We start from the raw sequence: 21,020 nt of genomic DNA, 5'->3' as shown, positions 1-21,020 counted from the left end.
TCCCATGCCGTTTTTCTGCTAAGATGCGCGGCATGAACATACTTCTCTCAATTGCAATCACAACGGGCATTCTCTCCGGGATCTGGGGATGGGTGGCCGTTTCTCTTGGTTTACTCAGTTGGGCTGGCTTTCTGGGTTGTACGGCTTATTTCGCCTGCCCGCAAGGTGGGTTAAAAGGACTGTGGATCTCGGCGTGTACGCTGCTAAGCGGTGTGGTGTGGGCGTTGGTGATTATTAACGGTAGCGCGCTTGCTCCGCATATGGACATTATTGGTTATGTCATGACAGGAATTGTCGCGTTTCTGATGTGTATCCAGGCAAAGCAATGGTTGCTTTCATTTGTACCGGGCACGTTCATTGGCGCATGTGCAACATTTGCAGGGCAGGGGGACTGGCGACTGGTTGTTCCGTCATTGGCACTGGGTCTGGTATTCGGCTATGCGATGAAAAACAGTGGTCTGTGGCTGGCATCTCGCCGTGAAAATAGAATATCGTCGACGCTGACCAGTAAATAAAAAAGCGTGAGGGATTTCCTCACGCTTTTTATGCTGTATAGACCCATCAGGATTCTGGCGGTACCGACATATGACGGTATTTAACCAGAATGTCATTATCAACTTGTTTCTTATCCTGCAAATCCCACAATCCGCGATCGATGCCGTCATTAATCAGGAAGATAACGCCCGTTTCAATCGCTGACATCAGACAAAGCATAACCGGTTCGTTAGAGGTGTAACCAATTTCACCTTCCAACAGACGCTGGTAGTCAATAAAGCGGAACACCCCAGCCTGTACTTCATAAGACAGAATGGTTTTACTGGTATTCACTGACGACAGGATCTCACCGGTGCTGACGTTAACTACGCGCAGGTTTACCGCTATCTGGTCGAGCTGGTATTGCGTATCGGCGCCAATACCAAAATAACGTGCACCGACACCACCGGATTTAACGTTGCTTTCATAACCGATAATTGACCCTTCCACCATGACGTTTGCCGCGGTCAGGGACTGTAGCGGGATCCGGTTATTAATCGCAACCGTACCGTTTTCCTGAGCTGCACGAATGATTTTGCGTTCGTTAAGCAAGTTCTGTAACCCCTGACGTTCCAGTGGGACGAACCAACGAGAATCTTTCAATGCGGTGACAAGCATAGCCGTGGCGCTTTGCGGGACGGCGGTTGAGAAGTTACTTGCCGGGTAAGGTTTAAATTGGCCAGTCTCATCCTGAATGTTGTATACCGACACAAAGATCTTACCTGTAGGCATAGGCAGATGCGTCAAGTCTTTATAGCTTTGGGCTCGGGGCATTAATGTCGGCTTAGCGGCTTCTTGAGGCGGGGCTGTTAAACATCCGCTGAGTAAAATTACTGCCACCATGATAAGTAAACGCTGCATGATTATTTCCTTTCGTGGCTATAACTTAGAAGTCGGTCGACTGTGTTTGTAAACCCGACACTTCAATAGTCGAAGTTTTCCCCGATTTCCTGTCGGTGACATTCAATTGCAGTTGTCCGTCCCGGTTGGCGATATCAATGATAAAATCATTGGTCACCATTCTTCCTGGTTTACCGGTATTAATGTTGGTGAGTAGGCCACCGAGAATTTGTGACTGAATCGCCTGAGTAAAGTTATCCAGAGCTGACGGGGTTTCAATACCGTAATCGTCATAGCTTGGATCTTTATATGAGTTCTGGGCCTGGGCGCTGTTCAACAGAAAAGCACCATTATTCGGGTTGCCACCAAAGTTTGGGTTGCGAAACTGGAACGTCATGTTTCCGGCCCAACTTAATGGTGAAATTAGCATGAGCAAAACCACTGCATGTTTAACACGCATGAAAGCCTCCGGACAAAATCATGTTTTAGAATTCATCACGCGCTAAATCGCTAGTGCTTAATAGTGTTTGATCTATTTGCCGGCGATTTAATGCTTCTTCAGTTTCTGCCAATGCGAAGACAACTATTTTGTCGAAGTCTCTTTTCGTTGGGAATAAAAAAGTCTGGAAGATAACGTCTTGATTGACCGTTATGGTGATCCAACTTCCCCAACGCGCACTGGGTCTTTCATTAATGGTTAAGTTTCCTGTGTACTCGCTTTCCCACTTATCACTAAAGGCCCGATAAAAATCATGACCGATTGAAGAGACAGTGTGGTCAGTTAACAGTCCGGGAACCTCCACCTCTACGGTTGTCGCTGCGTGCAGACTCCCGGCAGCAAAGAATAAATTTGCTGCCACAATCCAGGTCAAATAGCGTTTCATGGCTTTATCGCCTGAGGTTATCATTGGCCCATGAGACCGCCTGCGTACGATTTTTGACAGCTATCTTTTTGAAAAGATTATAAAGATGTGTTTTTACCGTATTTTCACTGATAAACAGTGAGCGAGCGATTTCAATATTTGAGGCGCCGATACGCAATTTATTAAGGATCTCTTTTTCACGGTGCGTCAGCAGTGCCGACTCCGTGCTGTTATAACGATAATTTCCAGAGTGCGTGATCAGATAACTGGCAAGTTTTTGCGTGAAGTAACATTCACCGCGCAAGATACCCTGCAAGCCGCTTACAACACGCTGCTCGTCTTCAGTTGCGTAAAAAACACCATTGATATGCGGCCAGTTTTCGATATCCCGATAAGGGTAATCATCAGGAGTATTCAACAATAACGTCTTTATATTGTTGTTTTTTCTACTCAAATTATCTTGCCAGTAATGGATCAGTTTTTTATCTGCCTCCATCATATCCAGTAAAACAATGCAGCTGGAGGATATATCATCCAGAGAACGTTGAATATTATGTAGTTTTCCGGTGAGTGCCAGTGATTGTTTTAAATGCTGTAATAATGCAGTTGCCTGCAAAGAAGGTTTTGTGATCAACAATAATGTATGACCATGAATACTATGGACTTCATTAAACATGATGAAACTCCACTTTTTAGTCGCACACCTGACAGCTGTCTCTACTAAAATAGAGGCACCAGAAGTACTGACAGATGTTGCACTGCTGTGTAGATATAAAATATCGACCCAAAGGGGTGAAAATATTAAAACAAATGGACTTCAACTGATTTCAATCTAGCTATTACAAATCTTAAAGCAAGTGTTAAACATGTAACAACTTGTAAAATTATATATTAAAATGTGATTTTATGGTTTTATTAGAGTTTAGATTTGATAGGAAAGTTGTACATTTTACCTTTGCTGCATAGATTTAAAAAATCATACAAATTATAGTAACACATTGATTTTAAATCATTTAATTAATGATTGTTGAGTTTTAAATTTCTAATGAATTCTAAAATCCTTATCTCAATTTACGTTGGTCAATTTTAGATGGAAAAAAATGACCTTTGTCACGACTTGTACCGATGTCTATCTCGACGTTGTACTGAGAGGCCCTGATATCGTGCAAAATGCACTTTCTCAGTGACTGCATAGAAATTCATTACTGATAGCAAAATAAAAATAAAATCCAGACCTGAAGCGATGTTATTCACTGTTAATTAGTACTTTGGTGTGAATCCGGATATAAAAATACCACTCGCGGGTGAGTTATTTAAAATGTTTCCACGGACATACTCTTCATCGTAACGTGGCGTTAACAAATGTAAGTCATGTTAACAACAATTTGAGTGGTAATTAATTTAACTTCATGTACGACCAGGTCCAGGGTGACAACATGAAAAACAAGTTGTTATTTATGATGTTTACAATACTGGGTGTGCCTGGGATTGCATCCGCAACCAGTTATGATTTAGCTAATTCAGAATATAACTTTGCGGTAAATGAATTAAGTAAGTCTTCATTTAATCAGGCAGCCATTATTGGTCAGGTTGGTACTGCTAATAGTGCAAATACTCGCCAGGAGGGCACTAAGTTATTGTCGGTCATTTCGCAAGAAGGTTCAGGTAACCGGGCGAAAACAGATCAGACGGGATCAAATAACTTTGCATATATTGATCAAACGGGTAGCTCTAATGATGCGAGTATTAAACAAAGCTCTTACGGTAATACGGCGATGATTATCCAGAAAGGCTCTGGTAATAAAGCCAATATTACCCAGTACGGTACACAAAAAACAGCAGTTGTGGTGCAGAGACAGTCGCAAATGGCAATTCGCGTTACTCAACGCTAATCCATAAACGACGTTTAAATCAATCCGATGGGGGTTTACCATGAAACTTTTAAAAGTGGCAGCATTCGCAGCAATCGTAGTTTCTGGCAGTGCTCTGGCAGGTGTTGTTCCGCAATGGGGCGGTAATCATCATGGTGGCGGTAGCAACTATGGCCCAGACTCTTCAATGAGTATTTACCAATTTGGCTCTAGTAACGTTGCGAATGCGCTGCAAAGTGATGCACGTAAATCAGACGTGACTATCACACAACACGGACATGGTAACGGTGCGACCGTCGGCCAAGGTGCTGATGATAGTACCATTAGCCTGAAACAGACCGGCTTCCAGAACAGTGCTACTATCGATCAGTGGAATGCAAAAAATGCTGATATCAGCGTAACTCAGTTCGGTGGTCGTAACGGTGCTGTGGTTAATCAGACAGCGTCTGACTCCAATGTGCTGATTCAGCAGGTTGGTTATGGCAACAACGCTACAGCTAACCAGCACTAATTCAGTTTTCTGACTGATAATAAACAGGGCGAAAGCCCTGTTTTTTTTCGGGAGAATATTATGCACACGCTATTACTCATTGCCGCGTTGGCAAATCAAATAACATTCAATACAACTCAGCAAGGTGACATGTACACCATTATTCCTCAGGTGACATTAGCTCAACCGTGCGTATGTGAAGTGCAAGTTCTTGCCGTACGTAAAGGAAAGGGCGGACAAAGTCAGTCACAGCAGAAAACAAGCCTTTCGGTCCCTGCTAATCGGCCAATTGAATTAACAAAAATGAGCTTTAATATTTCACCGGAGGATTCGGTTAAAATTATCGTTACCGTTTCTGACGGGCAGTCTTTGCATCTGTCGCAACAATGGCCTGACTCAAACAGTCACCCATAATTTTTTGCCGGATTTGCATTAAGGGTGTGGCTGGGAGTGCGGTGCTGTTCTATGAATATAGAAACGAACAAACGTTTTATTTGATCGTAACTCGCAGCGGTGAAGGATCATTGTGATCCCTCAAGGATGATTAATCATTGAGGAACCCTTATGTGTACATTCTTAAAGCGTATTTTAAATACCGGTTTGTGGGCTTTTTCTCTTTTAACCCTCCCCGCAATGGCGACGCAAATCTTACCCGGCGGGGTTATTCATTTTCGTGGTGCAATAGTTGAAGCACCTTGCGACGTTAACACTCGACAACAACAGATTGAATTGTCATGTATGCGTGATGGCACGATGAGTAATAGTCTCTACGACCTGCAACAGGTCACGACAGCGCCTCAGAGTGTGCAACAAATTGCCACGGTGAAAATGCATTACCTCAATGAACAGAAAAGCATGGCTATTCTGAATATTGAATATAAATGAATCATTCTGGCGTAGGTATGCACGCTTATGGCTAAAAAATGAGATTTCAAGGAAAACCCTGCTGTACACTTAACGGAGAGTGTTTTGTCAGGGGGAACTTATGCAATCGCGTGTTCATGTGTTACAGGGCGACATTACGACGATCGCGGTAGATGTGATCGTCAATGCGGCCAACTCCTCGTTACTGGGAGGAGGTGGAGTCGATGGCGCGATTCATCGTGCTGCCGGGCCTGCGTTGTTGGAGGCCTGCAAACAGGTTATACAACAACAGGGAGAATGCCCGACCGGGCATGCTGTTATCACGCTGGCTGGCGCGCTTCCGGCAAAAGCAGTTATTCACACCGTAGGGCCCGTCTGGCAAGGCGGTGATCACCACGAGGCTGAACGACTTGAAGAGGCCTATCTAAATACATTGCAACTGGCCTTAGCCAATGGTTATCAATCCATTGCTTTTCCAGCGATAAGCACCGGTGCTTATGGTTACCCACGCGCTGCAGCAGCAGAGATCGCGGTGAAAACGGTGTTGAAATTTATCACCCGGCGTACGCTTCCCGATCAAATATACTTCGTGTGCTTTGATGAAGAAAACGCTCGACTATACAAGAGATTACTTACCCAACAAGGCGATGAACGCACGGACTGATATGACGCGACTTGAGCGTGCCATCACGCCGCTATGCGTAAACCACCCGGGAGAATGCGGCATTCTGACGTTGGATGACAGCCTGGATGCGTTTGCTGCTCGCTATCGGTTGACGGAAATGGCGGAACGAACCCTGGATGTTCAGTATTACATCTGGGAAAGCGACATGTCCGGGCTATTGTTATTTTCCGTTTTGCTGACCGCAGCGAAGCGGGGCGTCCGGGTGCGTTTGTTGCTGGATGATAACAACACGCCAGGTCTGGATGACACGCTGCGTTTGCTGGACAATCACCCTAATATTGAAGTTCGCCTGTTTAATCCCTTTTCCTTTCGCATCCTGCGTGCCCTGGGCTATTTAACCGATTTTGCCCGGTTGAATCGGCGTATGCACAACAAAAGTTATACCGCTGACGGCGTCGTAACTCTTGTGGGGGGGCGAAATATAGGCGATGCCTATTTTGGCGCAGGCGAACAACCACTGTTTTCCGATCTGGACGTTATGGCTATTGGGCCGGTTGTCCAGGATGTTGCAGACGACTTTGAGCGTTACTGGCACTGCCGCTCGGTTTCAACATTGCAAAACGTACTTGAGGTGGCAGAACCTGCTTTTACGCAAAAAATCGAACTTCCTGAATCCTGGTATAATGATGACATCACGCGTCGCTATCTACATAAGCTGGAAACCAGCCAGTTTGTGACCCATCTCGATCAGAGGTCGCTGCCGCTAATTTGGGCGAAAACGCGCTTACTGAGTGATGATCCTGCAAAAGGAGAGGGGAAAGCGCCGCGCCACTCACTATTACCGCAGCGTTTGTTTGACGTGATGGGATCTCCCACCGAGCGTATTGATATTATTTCCGCCTACTTTGTACCCACTCGCGCCGGTGTGGCGCAGCTCCTGAGACTGGTGAGAAAAGGCGTTAAGATCGCAATTTTAACTAATTCTCTGGCGGCGAATGATGTTGCAGTCGTTCACGCGGGCTATGCGCGTTGGCGAAAAAAACTCCTGCGCTACGGCGTGGAGTTATACGAGCTCAAACCGACCCGCGATCGCGTTTCAGCAGTACACGACCGGGGATTAACCGGTAATTCAGGCTCCAGCCTGCATGCGAAAACCTTCAGTATTGACGGTCGTAAAGTGTTTATCGGCTCGCTTAATTTTGATCCCCGTTCAACGCTGCTCAATACGGAAATGGGGTTTGTGATTGAGAGTGAAGTACTGGCTGAGTTGATTCATAAACGTTTTATGCAAAGTCAGCGTGATATGGCCTGGCAACTACGTCTTGACCGTTGGGGCAGAATTAACTGGGTTGATCGGCTTTCTGGCAGCGAACAGGTACTGAAAAAAGAACCCGCTACAGGATTCTGGAAGCGGGTTCTGGTGAGGCTTGCATCCGTGTTGCCCATTGAATGGCTGCTCTGAACCATTCAATGCAAGAAAACTAACCGGCAACCGCCTTGTTTTTATCCTGCTTAATCGGCGGTTTACCCGAAAAGAGAAACTTCAGCACCGGGATCCGTAAATGGATTTCGTACAGTATGACCGCAATTCCAACCACAAAAAGAAGGCCGCAGAGAAAACCCAGCAGATTCGACTTGATGTGCGGTGTGATATACGCGCCAAAAAACAGCGTTAACGGGTGGTGCACCAAATAGATGAACAGCGACGCGTTGACAAAATAGGTCACGCGAGCCGACTGGAAATTCAGTAAACGGTGGCCAAGCGAAAAGACGACGTTTACCATCCATAGCCCCATGACCATGGTAATGACATATTCGGTTTCATACATCCAGGCATCGCCGTTGCCGTAACGTTGATTGAGCAGGTATGCGACAAATGCGAATGCGGCGCCTAGCGTGCAGCCGCGCGATGGCGTGGTAAACAGTGCTTTCAGATTAGGATTGATAAACGCCAGCGCGCCGAGCATAAAGAAAGGCACATAGAACAGCGTTTGCATAACGATAAAATTAAACATGCCGTCGCTGAGAATCGAAGGGTAGAGGATGAAAATCGTTCTTCTGACGACGGCATAGCCGACACCCAACAATATAAAAATCAACGTTAATTTGGTCATCGACACCCCCGATGCAGGGGTACCGTTTTCACGCGATAGTCTGTTTTTCATTTGGGTAAACACCCACATACTCAGGGTCGTTAACACCACCAGAACCAGTAAAAACCACAGATGGGAAATCAGCTCCCAGGCCAGCGCATTGTATTTGTCGTAGCCGCTGAGGGTATGCCAGCTGTCTGCTTTCCCTTTCACATATTGCAGCATGATAAATTGCGGCAGCGTAAGCAGCGGAATCGCGGTCAGCATAGGGATCCCCACGCGTTCTACACGCACTTTCCACCAGCGCTTTAACGGATAGCGCAAAAAAAGCATGTAGGAAAAATAACCTGAAATGACAAAGAAGACCTGCATGCGAAATGCATGGATAAAGTCGTTAAAAAGGGTTAACCACCACGAAGGTTCTGCGCTGTTCACGTGCCAGGTGTGGGTGGAGTAGATCAATGAAATATGGAATGGGATCCCTAACAACATTAGCCAGGCACGGATGGAGTCAAGAAAATATTCACGTGGTGGTGATACAGAGCTCATAGACAGTTACGTATTCTCAGACTTTTCGTCTTATCCCTAAGACGAATAATGGTTACATTCGAGGGCAACCCTACACGAAGTCCAACAACCTGTCTCCAGGATAAGCACGCAAAGTGAAAACAGGCAGATGAACCTGCTTAAACCATGAGCCAGCGCGCGAACAATACAGGGATTCAGTTGTCGGAGTACCCGATTATCCATTAAAATGGATCGGATCAATATAAGCACACAAAGGGGGAAGTGCTTACTAATTATGAAACATAAACTACAAATGATGAAAATGCGTTGGTTGGGTGCAGCAGTCATGTTAACGCTGTACACATCATCGAGCTGGGCGTTCAGTATTGATGATGTTGCAAAACAAGCTCAATCCTTAGCCGGGAAAGGCTATGAGGCGCCAAAAAGTAACTTGCCCTCCGTTTTCCGCGATATGAAATATGCGGATTATCAACAGATCCAGTTCAATCGCGATAAAGCGTACTGGAGCAATCTCAAGACCCCATTTAAGCTCGAGTTCTACCACCAGGGTATGTACTTCGACACGCCGGTCAAAATCAACGAAGTTACCGCCACGGCGGTGAAAAGAATCAAATACAGCCCGGATTATTTTAATTTTGGCGATGTTCAGCATGATAAAGACACGGTAAAAGATCTCGGCTTCGCCGGGTTCAAAGTGCTGTATCCGATCAACAGCAAAGATAAAAACGATGAAATCGTCAGCATGCTCGGTGCCAGCTATTTTCGCGTTCTGGGCGCAGGTCAGGTCTACGGCCTGTCAGCGCGTGGCCTCGCGATTGATACCGCTCTGCCTTCTGGTGAAGAATTTCCCCGCTTCCGTGAGTTTTGGATCGAGCGTCCGAAACCGACTGATAAACGTTTAACCATTTATGCTTTGTTGGATTCTCCGCGTGCAACCGGAGCGTATCGTTTTGTCATTATTCCAGGTCGTGACACTGTCGTTGATGTTCAGTCCAAAGTTTACCTACGCGACAAAGTGGGCAAACTGGGCGTGGCACCGTTAACCAGTATGTTCCTGTTTGGACCGAACCAGCCGTCTCCGGCGACAAACTATCGTCCGGAACTGCATGATTCTAACGGTTTGTCTATCCATGCCGGCAACGGGGAGTGGATTTGGCGTCCGCTGAATAACCCGAAACATCTCGCGGTGAGCAGCTTCGCTATGGAAAACCCGCAAGGATTCGGACTGTTGCAGCGTGGCCGTCAGTTCTCACGTTTTGAAGATATCGACGATCGTTACGATCTGCGCCCAAGCGCCTGGATCACGCCAAAAGGTGACTGGGGTAAAGGTAAGATTGAGTTAGTTGAAATCCCAACTAACGATGAAACGAACGATAACATCGTTGCGTACTGGACGCCGGATCAACTGCCTGAAGCGGGCAAAGAGATGAACTTCAAGTACACTCTGACGTTCACGCGTGATGAAGACAAACTTCATGCGCCGGAAAGCGCCTGGGTACAGCAGACTCGTCGTTCTACCGGTGATGTAAAACAGTCCAACCTGATTCGTCAGCCTGACGGTACCATCGCGTTTGTGGTGGACTTTACCGGCACAGATATGAAAAAGCTGCCGCAGGATACCCCGGTTACCGCACAAACCAGTATTGGCGACAACGGCGAAATCGTTGAAAGCACTGTGCGCTATAACCCGGTATCTAAAGGTTGGCGTTTGATGCTGCGCGTGAAAGTGAAAGACGTGAAGAAAACCACTGAAATGCGTGCTGCCTTGGTCAATGCCGATCAGACGCTGAGTGAAACCTGGAGCTACCAGTTACCTGCCAATGAATAAGACAACTGAGTATATTGACGCATTGCCGCTTTCGGATATCGAGAAAGCGGCACTGCCGAAAACTGACATCCGCGCCGTTCATCAGGCGCTGGATGCCGAGCATCGTACTTACTCGCGCGAAGATGATTCACCGCAGGGGTCTGTGAAAGCTCGCCTTGAGCAAGCATGGCCGGATTCTTTGGCTAAAGAGCAGTTGGTTAAGGACGATGAGGGCCGCGATCAGCTGCAGGCGATGCCAAAAGCAACGCGTACCTCTATGTTCCCCGATCCTTGGCGTACCAACCCGGTTGGCCGTTTTTGGGATCGCTTGCGTGGGCGCGATGTGACGCCTCGTTATCTTTCGCGTTTGACGAAAGAAGAACAAGAAAGCGAGCAAAAATGGCGTACTGTAGGCACCATCCGCCGCTATACGCTGTTGATTCTAACGCTGGCGCAAACGGTCGTAGCAACCTGGTATATGAAGACGATCCTCCCGTATCAGGGTTGGGCATTCATTAATCCGATAGACATGATGGGGCAGGATTTATGGGTCTCCTTTATGCAATTGCTGCCCTACATGCTCCAGACCGGCATTCTTATTTTGTTTGCTGTGCTTTTCTGTTGGGTGTCTGCGGGATTCTGGACCGCGCTGATGGGCTTCCTGCAACTGCTGATTGGGCGAGATAAGTACAGTATCTCGGCCTCAACGGTTGGGGATGAACCGCTGAATCCTGAACACCGTACCGCGCTGATTATGCCTATCTGTAACGAAGACGTTGACCGCGTATTTGCGGGACTGCGAGCTACCTGGGAATCGGTCAAAGCAACGGGCAACGCCGAACATTTCGATGTTTATATCCTGAGTGACAGCTACAACCCTGATATCTGCGTAGCAGAACAAAAAGCGTGGATGGAGCTGATTGCTGAGGTGCAGGGCGAAGGGCAGATTTTCTACCGCCGTCGTCGTCGTCGCGTGAAGCGTAAAAGCGGCAACATTGATGACTTCTGTCGTCGCTGGGGAAATCAGTACAGCTACATGGTGGTGCTGGACGCTGATTCAGTGATGAGCGGTGACTGTCTGAGCGGCCTGGTGCGTCTGATGGAAGCGAATCCGAATGCCGGGATTATCCAGTCTTCACCGAAGGCTTCCGGTATGGATACGCTGTATGCGCGCTGCCAGCAGTTTGCGACCCGTGTTTATGGACCGCTGTTTACCGCCGGGCTTCACTTCTGGCAGTTAGGGGAGTCACACTACTGGGGTCACAACGCCATTATCCGTGTGAAGCCGTTTATCGAGCACTGTGCGCTCGCGCCGTTACCGGGCGAAGGCTCGTTTGCGGGATCAATCCTCTCCCATGACTTCGTGGAAGCGGCATTGATGCGTCGTGCTGGCTGGGGTGTGTGGATTGCTTACGATCTGCCTGGCTCTTATGAAGAACTGCCGCCGAACCTGCTGGATGAACTCAAGCGTGACCGCCGCTGGTGCCACGGCAACCTGATGAACTTCCGTTTGTTCCTTGTGAAAGGGATGCACCCGGTTCACCGTGCGGTATTCCTGACCGGTGTAATGTCCTATCTGTCTGCGCCGCTTTGGTTTATGTTCCTCGCGCTCTCTACCGCATTGCAGGTGGTGCATGCGTTGACGGAGCCGCAGTACTTCCTGCAACCGCGCCAGCTGTTCCCGGTTTGGCCGCAGTGGCGTCCTGAACTGGCGATCGCGCTGTTTGCTTCAACGATGGTGCTGCTGTTCCTGCCGAAGCTGCTGAGTATTTTGCTCATCTGGTGTAAAGGGACGAAAGAGTACGGCGGGTTTATCCGCGTCACGCTGTCGCTACTGTTGGAAGTTCTGTTCTCCGTGCTGCTGGCGCCGGTGCGTATGCTGTTCCACACCGTCTTCGTCGTGAGTGCCTTCCTCGGTTGGGAAGTTGTCTGGAATTCGCCGCAGCGTGATGACGATTCGACCCCGTGGGGTGAAGCGTTTATGCGTCACGGTTCCCAGTTACTGTTGGGGCTGGTGTGGGCTGTGGGTATGGCCTGGCTCGATCTGCGTTTCCTGTTCTGGCTGGCACCGATAGTCTTCTCGCTGATCCTGTCGCCGTTTGTTTCTGTGATTTCCAGCCGTTCCACGGTGGGGTTACGTACCAAGCGCTGGAAGCTGTTCCTGATCCCGGAAGAGTATTCTCCGCCGCAGGTGCTGGTGGATACCGATACCTATCTGGTGATGAACCGTAAACGCACGCTGGACGATGGCTTTATGCATGCGGTGTTTAATCCGTCGTTTAACGCACTGGCCACGGCCATGGCGACTGCACGCCACCGCGCCAGCAACGTGCTGGAGATTGCACGCGATCGTCATGTGGAACAGGCACTGAACGAAACGCCGGAGAAACTGAATCGCGATCGCCGCCTGGTGTTGTTGAGCGATCCGGTGACCATGGCGCGTTTACATTACCGTGTCTGGAATTCACCTGATAAGTATTCTTCGTGGGTGAACTACTATCAGGGACTGACACTGAACCCGCTGGCGCTCAGGAAAAAATAAGCGTTCTGTAACGTGAAAATACCGGCCTGGTGCCGGTATTTTTTTATATTGAATAGAATGAGTCGTGAGGTAGCCGGTGCGAATTTTGGCTGTAGGAATAATGATCTTCTTCCTGAGCGGATGCGGCAGCATTATTAGTCGTACCATCCCAGGGCAAGGACACGGAAACCAATACTATCCTGGCGTGCAATGGGATGTTAGGGACTCCGCATGGCGCTATGTCACTATCCTCGATCTGCCATTTTCGCTGGTGTTTGATACGTTGCTGCTGCCGCTCGACATACATCATGGACCTTACGAGTAATTATCGCTCATCCCATTCATCGGCTGCGGTCTGCCCCTCTTCAGTATCAAGGGGAGGTTCCAGCTGGAATTCACCTTCATCCCATTCGTGAAGCGTATTTTCTTCCTGCCACTCCTGGCGGATTTCAATTTCATCATAGTCGCCATCAAAAACGCTCTGGGCCGCTTTTCCGCTCAGGATTGGAAGACATTCACCATCTACATCATCCTCGTCAGCAAAGAATTCCGCCTGCCACATAATGTCGCCATCCTGTAGCACGTATTTTTGGACGCTTAGCTGTTGAACGCTGGCGTCGTCTGACTCAAGGTCAGGGTTATCAGCCAGAAACACTTCACGAGCTGCATCAATAGCCTCTTCCAACGTGGCATAAAAATTCATGTCATTCTTTGCCATATTTCTTCTCCTAAAGCGAACAATAAAGGGGATGATTCAATCTATAGACGGCGATCCGCAGAGCGTCAAACCCGTTAGCTGCATGGCTCTCTCAATCAGATGATTACTGCCTGCAATGCCTACGAGACCAAGTGAAAGTAACTCCGGTTGTTTATGAAAAAATTTACATTGGCAGATACTGAAGCCGACGTAATATCAGGAAAAAAATTCAAGAAAAAAGAGTAATGTATGTGGTTTGCAATGTAGTAATGAAAATCAAAAAATTAAAAAATGACGTTATATAAGGAAATCTTCAGGGTTAAACGTTCTTTTTTATGTGTTTTAGCGGGGGGATCCGATCGCTTATGACGCAATATTTCATAACTTAATAAAAATAAAGAAGAAAATTAATGCCCAATACGGAAGTGTCGCAGGGGCAATCAATGAAAGTGGCTAAACTTAGTGGTGTCTCTGGTAGTGACAAAGTATCTTTTGTGTATGGGGGGTGTGAATGGTGTGAGTGATACTTAAATAGTATACATAATAAAATATTATTAATGACAAAGGTTATAAATCTATAAGAAACCATTAAATAAGAAATGAATTAGTGTCATTGAATCTGTGCAGATATAATAGTTTGCAAAATCTTATGCTTTATTATATAAAATGCAAAATTAAGAAAGCCCTGAAGGTTGTTATGGATAACGGCAATTCAAATAATAGAAGGTTAATGGCTTTCTATATAATCTGTTTGGCTAGCTATGTTCTTGGTGGAGTGTGTCTTACACAATTTAAATTAACGATACAAAGTGTCCCGCAAACAGTATATCTGATTATAATTGTAGGGTTGTTCTTTTTATATGGGATAATCTTCCTGTTTATGTTATTCCAGTATCTTTGTAGAAAAGATCTCACCTGCCTTATGATATTAGGTATGGCGTTTCTTGGGAATAACATATTTTTCATCGAGACTATCTACATCGTTCAGGACTTGATTAATGATTATGCCTCAATCGAAAAAAGAACTAACGATATAGCCATATTCTATTACTTTCGGCAGATTAGTTTCATAGCTCTACTATTTGTTTCATTAAAATCTTATAAAGTATCCTCGACAGTTATTGAAACCAAAGAAAGAGAACCTTGCTATATCGTTCTGTCTTTTTTAATCATGCTTGTTATCGCGGTGGTGGCGCACGCTCTGGCCAGTTATAACCCTAATTTTACACTCGAGATCACAAGCGTGAAGCCTGATAATGTCACTGTGCACTGGCATATTGGGTACATTTATTCGCTAATTGTATCCTGGGGACTGGTCCTGTTGTATTTAATCATTAAAACCAGAACGCATAACATCTTGTGGAAAAGTATAGGGCTATTGTGTTGCTCAGCAATATTGACCAATGTACTACTTCTGAGCCTGGATGAATATAGCATGTATATTTGGTATGTTAGCCGGGGGATTGAGGTGATAAGTGCCCTGTGTATAATCTCAATACTGATGTACAACACCTTCATCATCTTAAAAAAAGAAACGGATTCAGCTATTAAAGACGCAATGACTAAAATATATAATCGTAAACTATTCTATAAGTCATTAAAATCATCATTAGCAAAAGGCGCAGTGTGTGTAATGGTTCTGGATATTGATAAATTCAAACGGATTAACGATACCTACGGTCATCAGGAAGGTGACAGAGTAATAATCAGCATTGTCGACATTATCAATAAATCAATCAGAGATACGGATATTTTTGCCAGAGTAGGCGGCGAAGAATTTGCGATCCTTCTTAAGTGTAACGATAAAGATGAGGCAATTGTTGTTGCAGAGCGAATTAGGCGAAATGTAGAGAACGGTACGACAATACCAAATTCATATGAGTTAAAAGAAAAAATGACGATAAGTATCGGTGTATATTGCAGCAAAATTGATGATGAATCAGCGGATAAAGTTGTTTCATACGCCGATGCCGCTTTGTATGAAGCCAAAAATTCTGGCAGAAATAAGGTGTGTTACTATTATCATTAAGGTTGAAATATACGCCGTGTAAGATAAGTTTATTATTCCGAACCGGCGAATACAAATACACAAATCATCCCACGACCTCTGTACTCCGACGACGGCGCAGGCTATTCCACGAGTACAGGGCGTTAAACAGTACGACGCCCGCGGTCACACAGAAAACGGCACGAAAACCGTAGTTTGCGGATATCGCTGCCCCCATTAGAGGTCCTGTTACGTTACCGATATCGCGAAATGATTGGTTATAACTGAAAATACGTCCAGCTATTTGATTGGTCGAGTTGTAAACCAGCAGCGTTTGTACCGCCGGGAGCAGAGCGCCGTCGGCCGCACCCAATAAAAAGCGCAGAACACCAAGCTGCCAGGGCGTATGGACAAATGACATTGGAATAAGCAGTAACACAGAAACGATCAACGCGACGATCAGGATCTTCTCCGGGCCAATTCGATCGCCTAATTTGCCAAGTTTCGGGGCGCTGATTAATGCCGCAACGCCGGGGACAGAGGCTATCATCCCACTGATAAACGCAATATTGCTGACGTTGCCAGCCAACTCTCGAACGTACAGTGTCAGTATTGGCGCGATAGAACCGGTGGCTACCTGAATGATCAAAGTGGTGATAAACAGGCTCAGCACCAGTTTGGGGTTCTTTAAAGAGGCCACGACTTCACGAATGTGCAGCATTTCCTTCTTGCTCACCGGCTGGAAATGCTCGCGGATAAAAAATAGCGTCAGGATGAAGCAGACCAGCAGCACGCTGGCGGTGATGAAAAATACAGGGCGTAGTCCGTACTGATCCGCGAGGAGGCCGCCAGCTAGCGGCCCGAGCAGTGCGCCACTAACGCCACCGGTTGAAAGCGTTCCCAGTGCCCAGCCGCTTTTATTGCGTGGAACCTGGGTGGCGATCAGTGCATTCGCATTGGGGATGAATCCACCAAGCAGCCCTAACAAGGCGCGCAGGATTAAGAACTGCCAGATATTTTGCGCCAGTCCCATCAGCAGCATCACAATTGCCATGCCCAACGCGGAACGCAGCAGCATGATTTTTCGTCCTTTGCGATCGGCAAGGCCACCCCAGAAAGGAGAAGCAATGGCTGAAAAGAGAAAGGTGATGCTGAAGACCAGGCCTGACCACATATTCAGGGCGCTATGACCCGTGACGCCGAGACTCTCGACGTAAAGAGGCAAAAAGGGCATGACCAGGCTAAATGCTGCTCCGGTTAAAAAACAACCTAACCAGGCAACGGTGAGGTTGCGTTTCCAGTTTATGGGGGCATCTGAGGGTGACATAGCGATCCGCAGTGTGATGCGCTGTTTGCGCTATCGATTGAATATAAGTAAGCAGGCTAATTATGCGCCTGGTTGATAGTTGCTGCAATGCGGATAGCAGTTAAACCTAAAACGGGTTGGGAGGGTGTTGCAGCCCACTGGACTGCAACACTGCGTCAGTACAGAGAAGGGGAGCCTTCAGGACGCGTCTTGAAGCGACGATGCAGCCACATATACTGCTCTGGCGCCATCATTATGCATTGCTCAACAATTTTGTTCATCCACGCAGCTGTAGTCTCTGCGTCTTCCAACGGTGGAGAGCATTCTGGAGGTAACATAATCAATTGATACCCTTTACCGTCAGGTTTGCGGCGGGGAACAAACGGTACCAGGCAGGCATTGGACATGCGCGAAAGCATCCAGGTTCCTGAGGTTGTTGCGGCTTGTTCAACGGCAAAAAGTGGTACAAACACGCTGGCGCGAGGGCCGTAATCATGATCCGGCGCGTACCAGACCACTTCGCCCTTTTTCAAGGCTTTAATCATCCCTTTCAGGTCTTTACGATCGAGCATTGATTTATTCGAGCGCATGCGGCCCCAGGTTTGTAGCCAGTCCAGCAGCGGATTGTCGTTAGGGCGATACACACCAATACCCGGCTCCTGCAAGCCAAACTGGCGCGCACCCAGTTCCAGAGTCAGAAAGTGCAGACCCACTAACAGAATCCCGCGTTTTTGCGCCTGGACGTCACGGATATGTTCCATTCCGATCACTTCCGTCCAGCGCGAAATACGCTTATCGGACCAAAACCAGGCCATCCCGGTTTCCATTACGCCCATGCCTACGGATTCGAAGTTCTTGACGACCATCTGCTGGCGTTCCTGCTCACTCATCTGCGGGAAGCACAGTTCCAGATTTCGGGAAACAATTTTTGCCCGACGTTTCATCAAACGTAGCGCCAGTCGACCTAACGCACAGCCCAACTTAAAGAGGATGGGGTAGGGTAACTGCACGATTAACCAAAGGATGCCAATACCCAGCCAGGTTAACCAATAACGTGGATGCAGTAACGCAGCCGAAAACTTGGGTAAATTCGTCATGTCTATCCTGTCTTCAAACGACCAATTCCCTGTATTGTCGCATTTTTTCGCGCGTATCAAAAATTTGTGACGGGAGAACGGTGATTAATTCCGCAATTGTTGTTGCGATTTTATCGTGAAGTATGAAATGTAGCGTAAAATGTGTGGATGTAAATTGGCGATGTTTGCTTTATTATGCCGCCGATTTTCATTTATTCCTTATTTGCAGGATACGTACACCATGCCAGTGTTACACAACCGCATTTCGAACGACGCCCTCAAAGCCAAAATGCTGGCCGAGACTGAGCCGCGCACGACGATCTCATTCTATAAATATTTCACCATTGCCAATCCTCAGCACACGCGTGATGCGCTGTACCAGATGTTCACCGCATTGAACGTCTTCGGGCGAGTATATCTTGCCCATGAAGGAATTAACGCGCAAATCAGCGTACCGCAAAGCAACGTCGAGGCATTTCGCCAGCAGCTCTATGCGTTTGATGCTGCATTGAAGGATTTACGTCTGAATATTGCGCTGGATGATGACGGTAAATCGTTCTGGGTACTGCGTATGAAAGTCCGCGAACGTATCGTGGCGGATGGTATTGACGATCCAGACTTTGACGCCAGCAACGTGGGGGATTATCTCAAGGCTGCGGAAGTAAACGCCATGCTGGACGATCCTGAAGCGGTATTCATTGATATGCGCAACCACTATGAATATGAGGTGGGTCATTTCGAGAATGCGCTGGAGATACCGGCAGACACGTTCCGTGACCAGTTGCCGAAAGCTGTTGAAATGATGCAGGCGCATAAAGATAAAAAAATCGTGATGTACTGCACGGGGGGGATCCGCTGTGAGAAAGCCAGCGCCTGGATGAAACACAATGGATTTAGCAAAGTCTGGCACATTGAGGGCGGTATTATTGAGTATGCCCGCAAGGCGCGTGAACAGGGGCTTCCGGTACGTTTTGTCGGTAAAAACTTTGTCTTTGATGAGCGTATGGGCGAAAGGATCTCTGAAGATGTTATCGCACATTGCCATCAGTGCGGCACGGCGTGCGATAGCCATACTAATTGCAAAAATGATGGCTGCCATCTGTTGTTTATTCAGTGCCCGGCTTGTGCGCAGAAATATAAAGGCTGCTGTAGCGAGCTGTGTAGCGAAGAGAGTGAGTTGCCGGAAGAGGAACAACGGCGTCGTCGTGCGGGGCGTGAAAATGGCAATAAAATCTTCAATAAATCACGCGGTCACCTGAATACCAAACTGGGTATTCCAGACCCTGCGCAATAACATGATGCCGGATGAGGGGCAGAACCTTATCCGGTAATTCATGCGTTACTTCTGCTGAACACCTTCCACTGAGATGATCAAATCGACTTCCTGCGATGCAGGGCCGAGATCGGTGGTGATGTTGAAATCCTTCAGCTTAATCTTACCTTGCGCTTCAAAACCAGCGCGCGTACCGCCCCAGGGATCGCCACCCTGACCGATGAGCTTCGCGTCCAGCGTAACCGGTTTGGTAACGCCGTTCAGGGTCAAATTACCGGTGATATCCAGGTCATTCCCCTCTTTTTTCACGCTGGTGGAGCTGAAGGTCGCCTGCGGGAATTTTGCCACGTTAAGGAAATCTGCACTGCGCAGATGCTTGTCGCGTTCGGCGTGATTAGTGTCAACGCTGTTGGTGTTGATGGTTACGTTAACCTTATCGGCTGCGGGATTTTTCTCATCAAAGGTAAACGTACCGTCGAAATCTTTGAAAGTGCCGTACAGCCAGCTGTAACCCAGATGCTGAATACGGAAATTAACAAAGGCATGCTGTCCTTCCTTGTCAATTTTGTAATCTGCCGCCACGGCCGCCCGGTGGTGAATAACAGAGAGGCGAGTGTAAGTCCCAGCAGGTTTTTTTTCATTTTAAGCTCCATAGTCAGATGACGATTTTCCCAACATGCGATTGAGGGTATCGTCGTTATCGATAAAGTGATGTTTCAGGGCCATCAGTCCGTGCAATAGGGATAAAATCACCACGGTCCACGCAAGCCACAGGTGCAAGCTACCGGCGAGGTCGGCCTGAGAACCCGCATTGGCCAGGGTGGCAGGAATGTCGAACCAGCCAAAGACGCTTATCGCTTTGCCATCTGCGGTGGAAATTAGATATCCGCTGATGACAATTGAAAAGAGCAGCAAATAAAGTGCGAGGTGACCCATTGCCGCTGCGATGCGGGTTAAACGGGAGTAGCTTGCCAACGCAGCAGGCGGAGGGGAGAACAACCGCCAGACAACGCGGATAACCAGTCCCATCATGAGTAGGATGCCGATGCTTTTATGCAGTTCGGGGGCCTGGTGATACCAGCCGTCGTAATAGCTGAGCGTGACCATCCATAACCCCAATGCAAACATACCATATACAGCAATCGCAACCAGCCAATGTAATGTGGCTGACACTACGCCATAGCGCTGTGGAGTATTATTGAATTGCATAAGCATACCGATTGATATTTCAGAAGTGAATGAAAATGGCGTGTAAAAGACATTAATGCAACTAATAAATAACAATGGTGATGATATTTATTTTTTGTTCAATAAAATTGACTGATTGTTGATGTAACCATCAAGGGATTAGTGCGAAAATATGTGGCGGGGTTTAGTTTATGGGGTGTTATGGTTTTTGTTATTGTTCAGTTTATTGCAATGAAAATTAAGCTAATCTCAATTTTTGTCAATTATTGTCAACGTACAGGAATTAGAAAAACATAATATATATTACATCCATAATGGCCAGCAGCGACCATAAAATAATGTAGAGCATAAGGTGCTCGCGAATATTATTAACCAGATAGGGTAATGACTCCAACTTATTGATAGTGTTTTATGTTCAGATAATGCCCGATGACTTTGTCATGCAGCTCCACCGATT

General features: G+C 47.2%; 23 protein-coding genes and 1 pseudogene. 12 read left to right on the top strand and 12 right to left on the bottom strand.

Translation table 11 applies throughout. From position 1 onward, the window contains the following. The first annotated feature begins 32 nt into the window (after positions 1-32). Positions 33-515, top strand: coding sequence for a DUF1097 domain-containing protein (locus tag OGX92_RS22465; RefSeq protein WP_032934412.1), 483 nt, complete (start codon positions 33-35; stop codon positions 513-515). Positions 516-561: 46 nt separating this feature from the next. Here the strand turns inward: OGX92_RS22465 and csgG are convergent, their stop codons facing one another. From csgG to csgD, 4 genes are read right to left on the bottom strand one after another with little or no spacing between them, the layout of a single operon-like run. Continuing rightward, on the bottom strand, positions 562-1,395 hold the full coding sequence (gene csgG / locus OGX92_RS22460) for a curli production assembly/transport protein CsgG (protein ID WP_003036082.1): 834 nt from the start codon (positions 1,393-1,395) through the stop codon (positions 562-564). A gap of 25 nt (positions 1,396-1,420) precedes the next feature. Further along, complete coding sequence (gene csgF, locus OGX92_RS22455; protein ID WP_003832089.1) at positions 1,421-1,834, bottom strand: curli production assembly/transport protein CsgF; 414 nt, start codon at positions 1,832-1,834, stop codon at positions 1,421-1,423. 25 nt (positions 1,835-1,859) lie between these two features. Next, positions 1,860-2,258 carry a curli production assembly/transport protein CsgE gene (gene csgE / locus OGX92_RS22450; protein WP_003832091.1) on the bottom strand — a complete coding sequence of 133 codons (399 nt, stop codon included), beginning with the start codon at positions 2,256-2,258 and terminating at the stop codon, positions 1,860-1,862. A gap of 4 nt (positions 2,259-2,262) precedes the next feature. Then, complete coding sequence (gene csgD / locus OGX92_RS22445; protein WP_003832092.1) at positions 2,263-2,913, bottom strand: biofilm master transcriptional regulator CsgD; 651 nt, start codon at positions 2,911-2,913, stop codon at positions 2,263-2,265. Between the two features lie 760 nt (positions 2,914-3,673). Here csgD and csgB point away from each other — a divergent pair. The 6 genes from csgB to OGX92_RS22415 all read left to right on the top strand — a co-directional run bounded on the left by csgB (position 3,674) and on the right by OGX92_RS22415 (position 7,549). Next, positions 3,674-4,129, top strand: a complete 456-nt coding sequence (gene csgB / locus OGX92_RS22440) for a curli minor subunit CsgB (protein ID WP_032941802.1) — start codon at positions 3,674-3,676, stop codon at positions 4,127-4,129. Positions 4,130-4,169: 40 nt separating this feature from the next. Next, positions 4,170-4,619: a curli major subunit CsgA gene (gene csgA, locus OGX92_RS22435; protein ID WP_003832097.1), complete on the top strand. Its 450-nt coding sequence runs from the start codon at positions 4,170-4,172 to the stop codon at positions 4,617-4,619. 60 nt (positions 4,620-4,679) lie between these two features. Further along, entirely contained in the window at positions 4,680-5,012 is a 333-nt protein-coding gene (csgC, locus tag OGX92_RS22430; protein ID WP_020996502.1) for a curli assembly chaperone CsgC, read from the top strand. A 150-nt stretch (positions 5,013-5,162) separates the two neighbouring features. Next, positions 5,163-5,483: a YmdA family protein gene (locus tag OGX92_RS22425; protein ID WP_003832101.1), complete on the top strand. Its 321-nt coding sequence runs from the start codon at positions 5,163-5,165 to the stop codon at positions 5,481-5,483. Positions 5,484-5,583: 100 nt separating this feature from the next. Continuing rightward, the gene (ymdB, locus tag OGX92_RS22420) at positions 5,584-6,126 is read left to right on the top strand and encodes an O-acetyl-ADP-ribose deacetylase (RefSeq protein ID WP_003832103.1); all 543 of its coding nucleotides are present in this window, start codon (positions 5,584-5,586) and stop codon (positions 6,124-6,126) included. Beyond that, positions 6,059-7,549 (top strand): phospholipase D family protein, encoded by a 1,491-nt coding sequence (locus tag OGX92_RS22415; RefSeq protein WP_482889882.1) that lies wholly within the window; start codon positions 6,059-6,061, stop codon positions 7,547-7,549. The genes ymdB and OGX92_RS22415 overlap by 68 nt, the downstream gene beginning before the upstream one ends. Before the next feature lie 19 nt (positions 7,550-7,568). Here OGX92_RS22415 and mdoC read toward each other — a convergent pair whose 3' ends face one another. Then, a complete protein-coding gene (gene mdoC / locus OGX92_RS22410; RefSeq protein ID WP_286587112.1) occupies positions 7,569-8,729 on the bottom strand; it encodes a glucans biosynthesis protein MdoC in 1,161 nt (386 codons plus the stop codon). Between the two features lie 271 nt (positions 8,730-9,000). Here mdoC and mdoG point away from each other — a divergent pair, with 271 nt between their 5' ends. The 3 genes from mdoG (at position 9,001) to OGX92_RS22395 (ending at position 13,361) form a co-directional block, all read left to right on the top strand. Beyond that, a complete protein-coding gene (gene mdoG / locus OGX92_RS22405) occupies positions 9,001-10,536 on the top strand; it encodes a glucans biosynthesis protein MdoG (protein ID WP_103014639.1) in 1,536 nt (511 codons plus the stop codon). After that, positions 10,529-13,057: a glucans biosynthesis glucosyltransferase MdoH gene (gene mdoH, locus OGX92_RS22400; protein WP_149281717.1), complete on the top strand. Its 2,529-nt coding sequence runs from the start codon at positions 10,529-10,531 to the stop codon at positions 13,055-13,057. Before mdoG ends, mdoH begins: the two co-directional genes overlap by 8 nt. 76 nt (positions 13,058-13,133) lie before the next feature. Beyond that, positions 13,134-13,361 carry a YceK/YidQ family lipoprotein gene (locus OGX92_RS22395; RefSeq protein ID WP_003832117.1) on the top strand — a complete coding sequence of 76 codons (228 nt, stop codon included), beginning with the start codon at positions 13,134-13,136 and terminating at the stop codon, positions 13,359-13,361. On the opposite strand, the gene OGX92_RS22390 is transcribed toward OGX92_RS22395, so the two are convergent. Next, positions 13,362-13,739: a MysB family protein gene (locus tag OGX92_RS22390; protein WP_286587143.1), complete on the bottom strand. Its 378-nt coding sequence runs from the start codon at positions 13,737-13,739 to the stop codon at positions 13,362-13,364. It lies immediately after the preceding gene. A 691-nt stretch (positions 13,740-14,430) separates the two neighbouring features. On the opposite strand from OGX92_RS22390, the gene OGX92_RS22385 reads away from it, so the two are divergent. Then, entirely contained in the window at positions 14,431-15,762 is a 1,332-nt protein-coding gene (locus OGX92_RS22385) for a sensor domain-containing diguanylate cyclase (protein ID WP_126318515.1), read from the top strand. A gap of 64 nt (positions 15,763-15,826) precedes the next feature. Here OGX92_RS22385 and mdtG read toward each other — a convergent pair whose 3' ends face one another. Continuing rightward, complete coding sequence (mdtG, locus tag OGX92_RS22380; protein WP_148362134.1) at positions 15,827-17,047, bottom strand: multidrug efflux MFS transporter MdtG; 1,221 nt, start codon at positions 17,045-17,047, stop codon at positions 15,827-15,829. A gap of 155 nt (positions 17,048-17,202) precedes the next feature. After that, complete coding sequence (locus OGX92_RS22375) at positions 17,203-18,123, bottom strand: Kdo(2)-lipid IV(A) acyltransferase (protein WP_003832126.1); 921 nt, start codon at positions 18,121-18,123, stop codon at positions 17,203-17,205. A 220-nt stretch (positions 18,124-18,343) separates the two neighbouring features. Here OGX92_RS22375 and trhO point away from each other — a divergent pair, with 220 nt between their 5' ends. Next, positions 18,344-19,396, top strand: coding sequence for an oxygen-dependent tRNA uridine(34) hydroxylase TrhO (gene trhO, locus OGX92_RS22370; protein ID WP_003832128.1), 1,053 nt, complete (start codon positions 18,344-18,346; stop codon positions 19,394-19,396). Positions 19,397-19,441: 45 nt separating this feature from the next. On the opposite strand, the pseudogene OGX92_RS22365 reads toward trhO, so the two are convergent. The 4 genes and pseudogenes from OGX92_RS22365 to OGX92_RS23525 form a co-directional block, all read right to left on the bottom strand. Continuing rightward, positions 19,442-20,016 (bottom strand): annotated as a pseudogene (locus OGX92_RS22365) (YceI family protein). A gap of 1 nt (position 20,017) precedes the next feature. Further along, the gene (locus OGX92_RS22360) at positions 20,018-20,584 is read right to left on the bottom strand and encodes a cytochrome b (protein ID WP_284961744.1); all 567 of its coding nucleotides are present in this window, start codon (positions 20,582-20,584) and stop codon (positions 20,018-20,020) included. 262 nt (positions 20,585-20,846) lie between these two features. Beyond that, positions 20,847-20,957, bottom strand: a complete 111-nt coding sequence (locus tag OGX92_RS22355) for a DUF2770 family protein (RefSeq protein ID WP_286587111.1) — start codon at positions 20,955-20,957, stop codon at positions 20,847-20,849. 1 nt (position 20,958) lies between these two features. Continuing rightward, positions 20,959-21,020, bottom strand: a 62-nt coding sequence (locus tag OGX92_RS23525) for an IS1 family transposase (RefSeq protein WP_071528444.1), incomplete at its 5' end; no start/stop codon positions are given.

The sequence above is a fragment of the Citrobacter sp. Cpo089 genome (assembly GCF_030332695.1).
Lineage (GTDB): Bacteria > Pseudomonadota > Gammaproteobacteria > Enterobacterales > Enterobacteriaceae > Citrobacter > Citrobacter portucalensis.
Note: the sequence above shows the minus strand (reverse complement) of the source record. Positions and strands in the feature narration are given on the sequence as shown.

Excerpts from the sequence above, each read along its gene's own strand:
- OGX92_RS22465 (WP_032934412.1), top strand. The coding sequence starts at position 33 with ATGAACATACTTCTCTCAATTGCAATCACAACGGGCATTCTCTCCGGG.
- csgG (WP_003036082.1), bottom strand. The coding sequence starts at position 1,395 with ATGCAGCGTTTACTTATCATGGTGGCAGTAATTTTACTCAGCGGATGT.
- csgF (WP_003832089.1), bottom strand. The coding sequence starts at position 1,834 with ATGCGTGTTAAACATGCAGTGGTTTTGCTCATGCTAATTTCACCATTA.
- csgE (WP_003832091.1), bottom strand. The coding sequence starts at position 2,258 with ATGAAACGCTATTTGACCTGGATTGTGGCAGCAAATTTATTCTTTGCT.
- csgD (WP_003832092.1), bottom strand. The coding sequence starts at position 2,913 with ATGTTTAATGAAGTCCATAGTATTCATGGTCATACATTATTGTTGATC.
- csgB (WP_032941802.1), top strand. The coding sequence starts at position 3,674 with ATGAAAAACAAGTTGTTATTTATGATGTTTACAATACTGGGTGTGCCT.
- csgA (WP_003832097.1), top strand. The coding sequence starts at position 4,170 with ATGAAACTTTTAAAAGTGGCAGCATTCGCAGCAATCGTAGTTTCTGGC.
- csgC (WP_020996502.1), top strand. The coding sequence starts at position 4,680 with ATGCACACGCTATTACTCATTGCCGCGTTGGCAAATCAAATAACATTC.
- OGX92_RS22425 (WP_003832101.1), top strand. The coding sequence starts at position 5,163 with ATGTGTACATTCTTAAAGCGTATTTTAAATACCGGTTTGTGGGCTTTT.
- ymdB (WP_003832103.1), top strand. The coding sequence starts at position 5,584 with ATGCAATCGCGTGTTCATGTGTTACAGGGCGACATTACGACGATCGCG.
- mdoC (WP_286587112.1), bottom strand. The coding sequence starts at position 8,729 with ATGAGCTCTGTATCACCACCACGTGAATATTTTCTTGACTCCATCCGT.
- mdoG (WP_103014639.1), top strand. The coding sequence starts at position 9,001 with ATGATGAAAATGCGTTGGTTGGGTGCAGCAGTCATGTTAACGCTGTAC.
- mdoH (WP_149281717.1), top strand. The coding sequence starts at position 10,529 with ATGAATAAGACAACTGAGTATATTGACGCATTGCCGCTTTCGGATATC.
- OGX92_RS22390 (WP_286587143.1), bottom strand. The coding sequence starts at position 13,739 with ATGAATTTTTATGCCACGTTGGAAGAGGCTATTGATGCAGCTCGTGAA.
- OGX92_RS22385 (WP_126318515.1), top strand. The coding sequence starts at position 14,431 with ATGGATAACGGCAATTCAAATAATAGAAGGTTAATGGCTTTCTATATA.
- mdtG (WP_148362134.1), bottom strand. The coding sequence starts at position 17,047 with ATGTCACCCTCAGATGCCCCCATAAACTGGAAACGCAACCTCACCGTT.
- OGX92_RS22375 (WP_003832126.1), bottom strand. The coding sequence starts at position 18,123 with ATGACGAATTTACCCAAGTTTTCGGCTGCGTTACTGCATCCACGTTAT.
- trhO (WP_003832128.1), top strand. The coding sequence starts at position 18,344 with ATGCCAGTGTTACACAACCGCATTTCGAACGACGCCCTCAAAGCCAAA.
- OGX92_RS22360 (WP_284961744.1), bottom strand. The coding sequence starts at position 20,584 with ATGCAATTCAATAATACTCCACAGCGCTATGGCGTAGTGTCAGCCACA.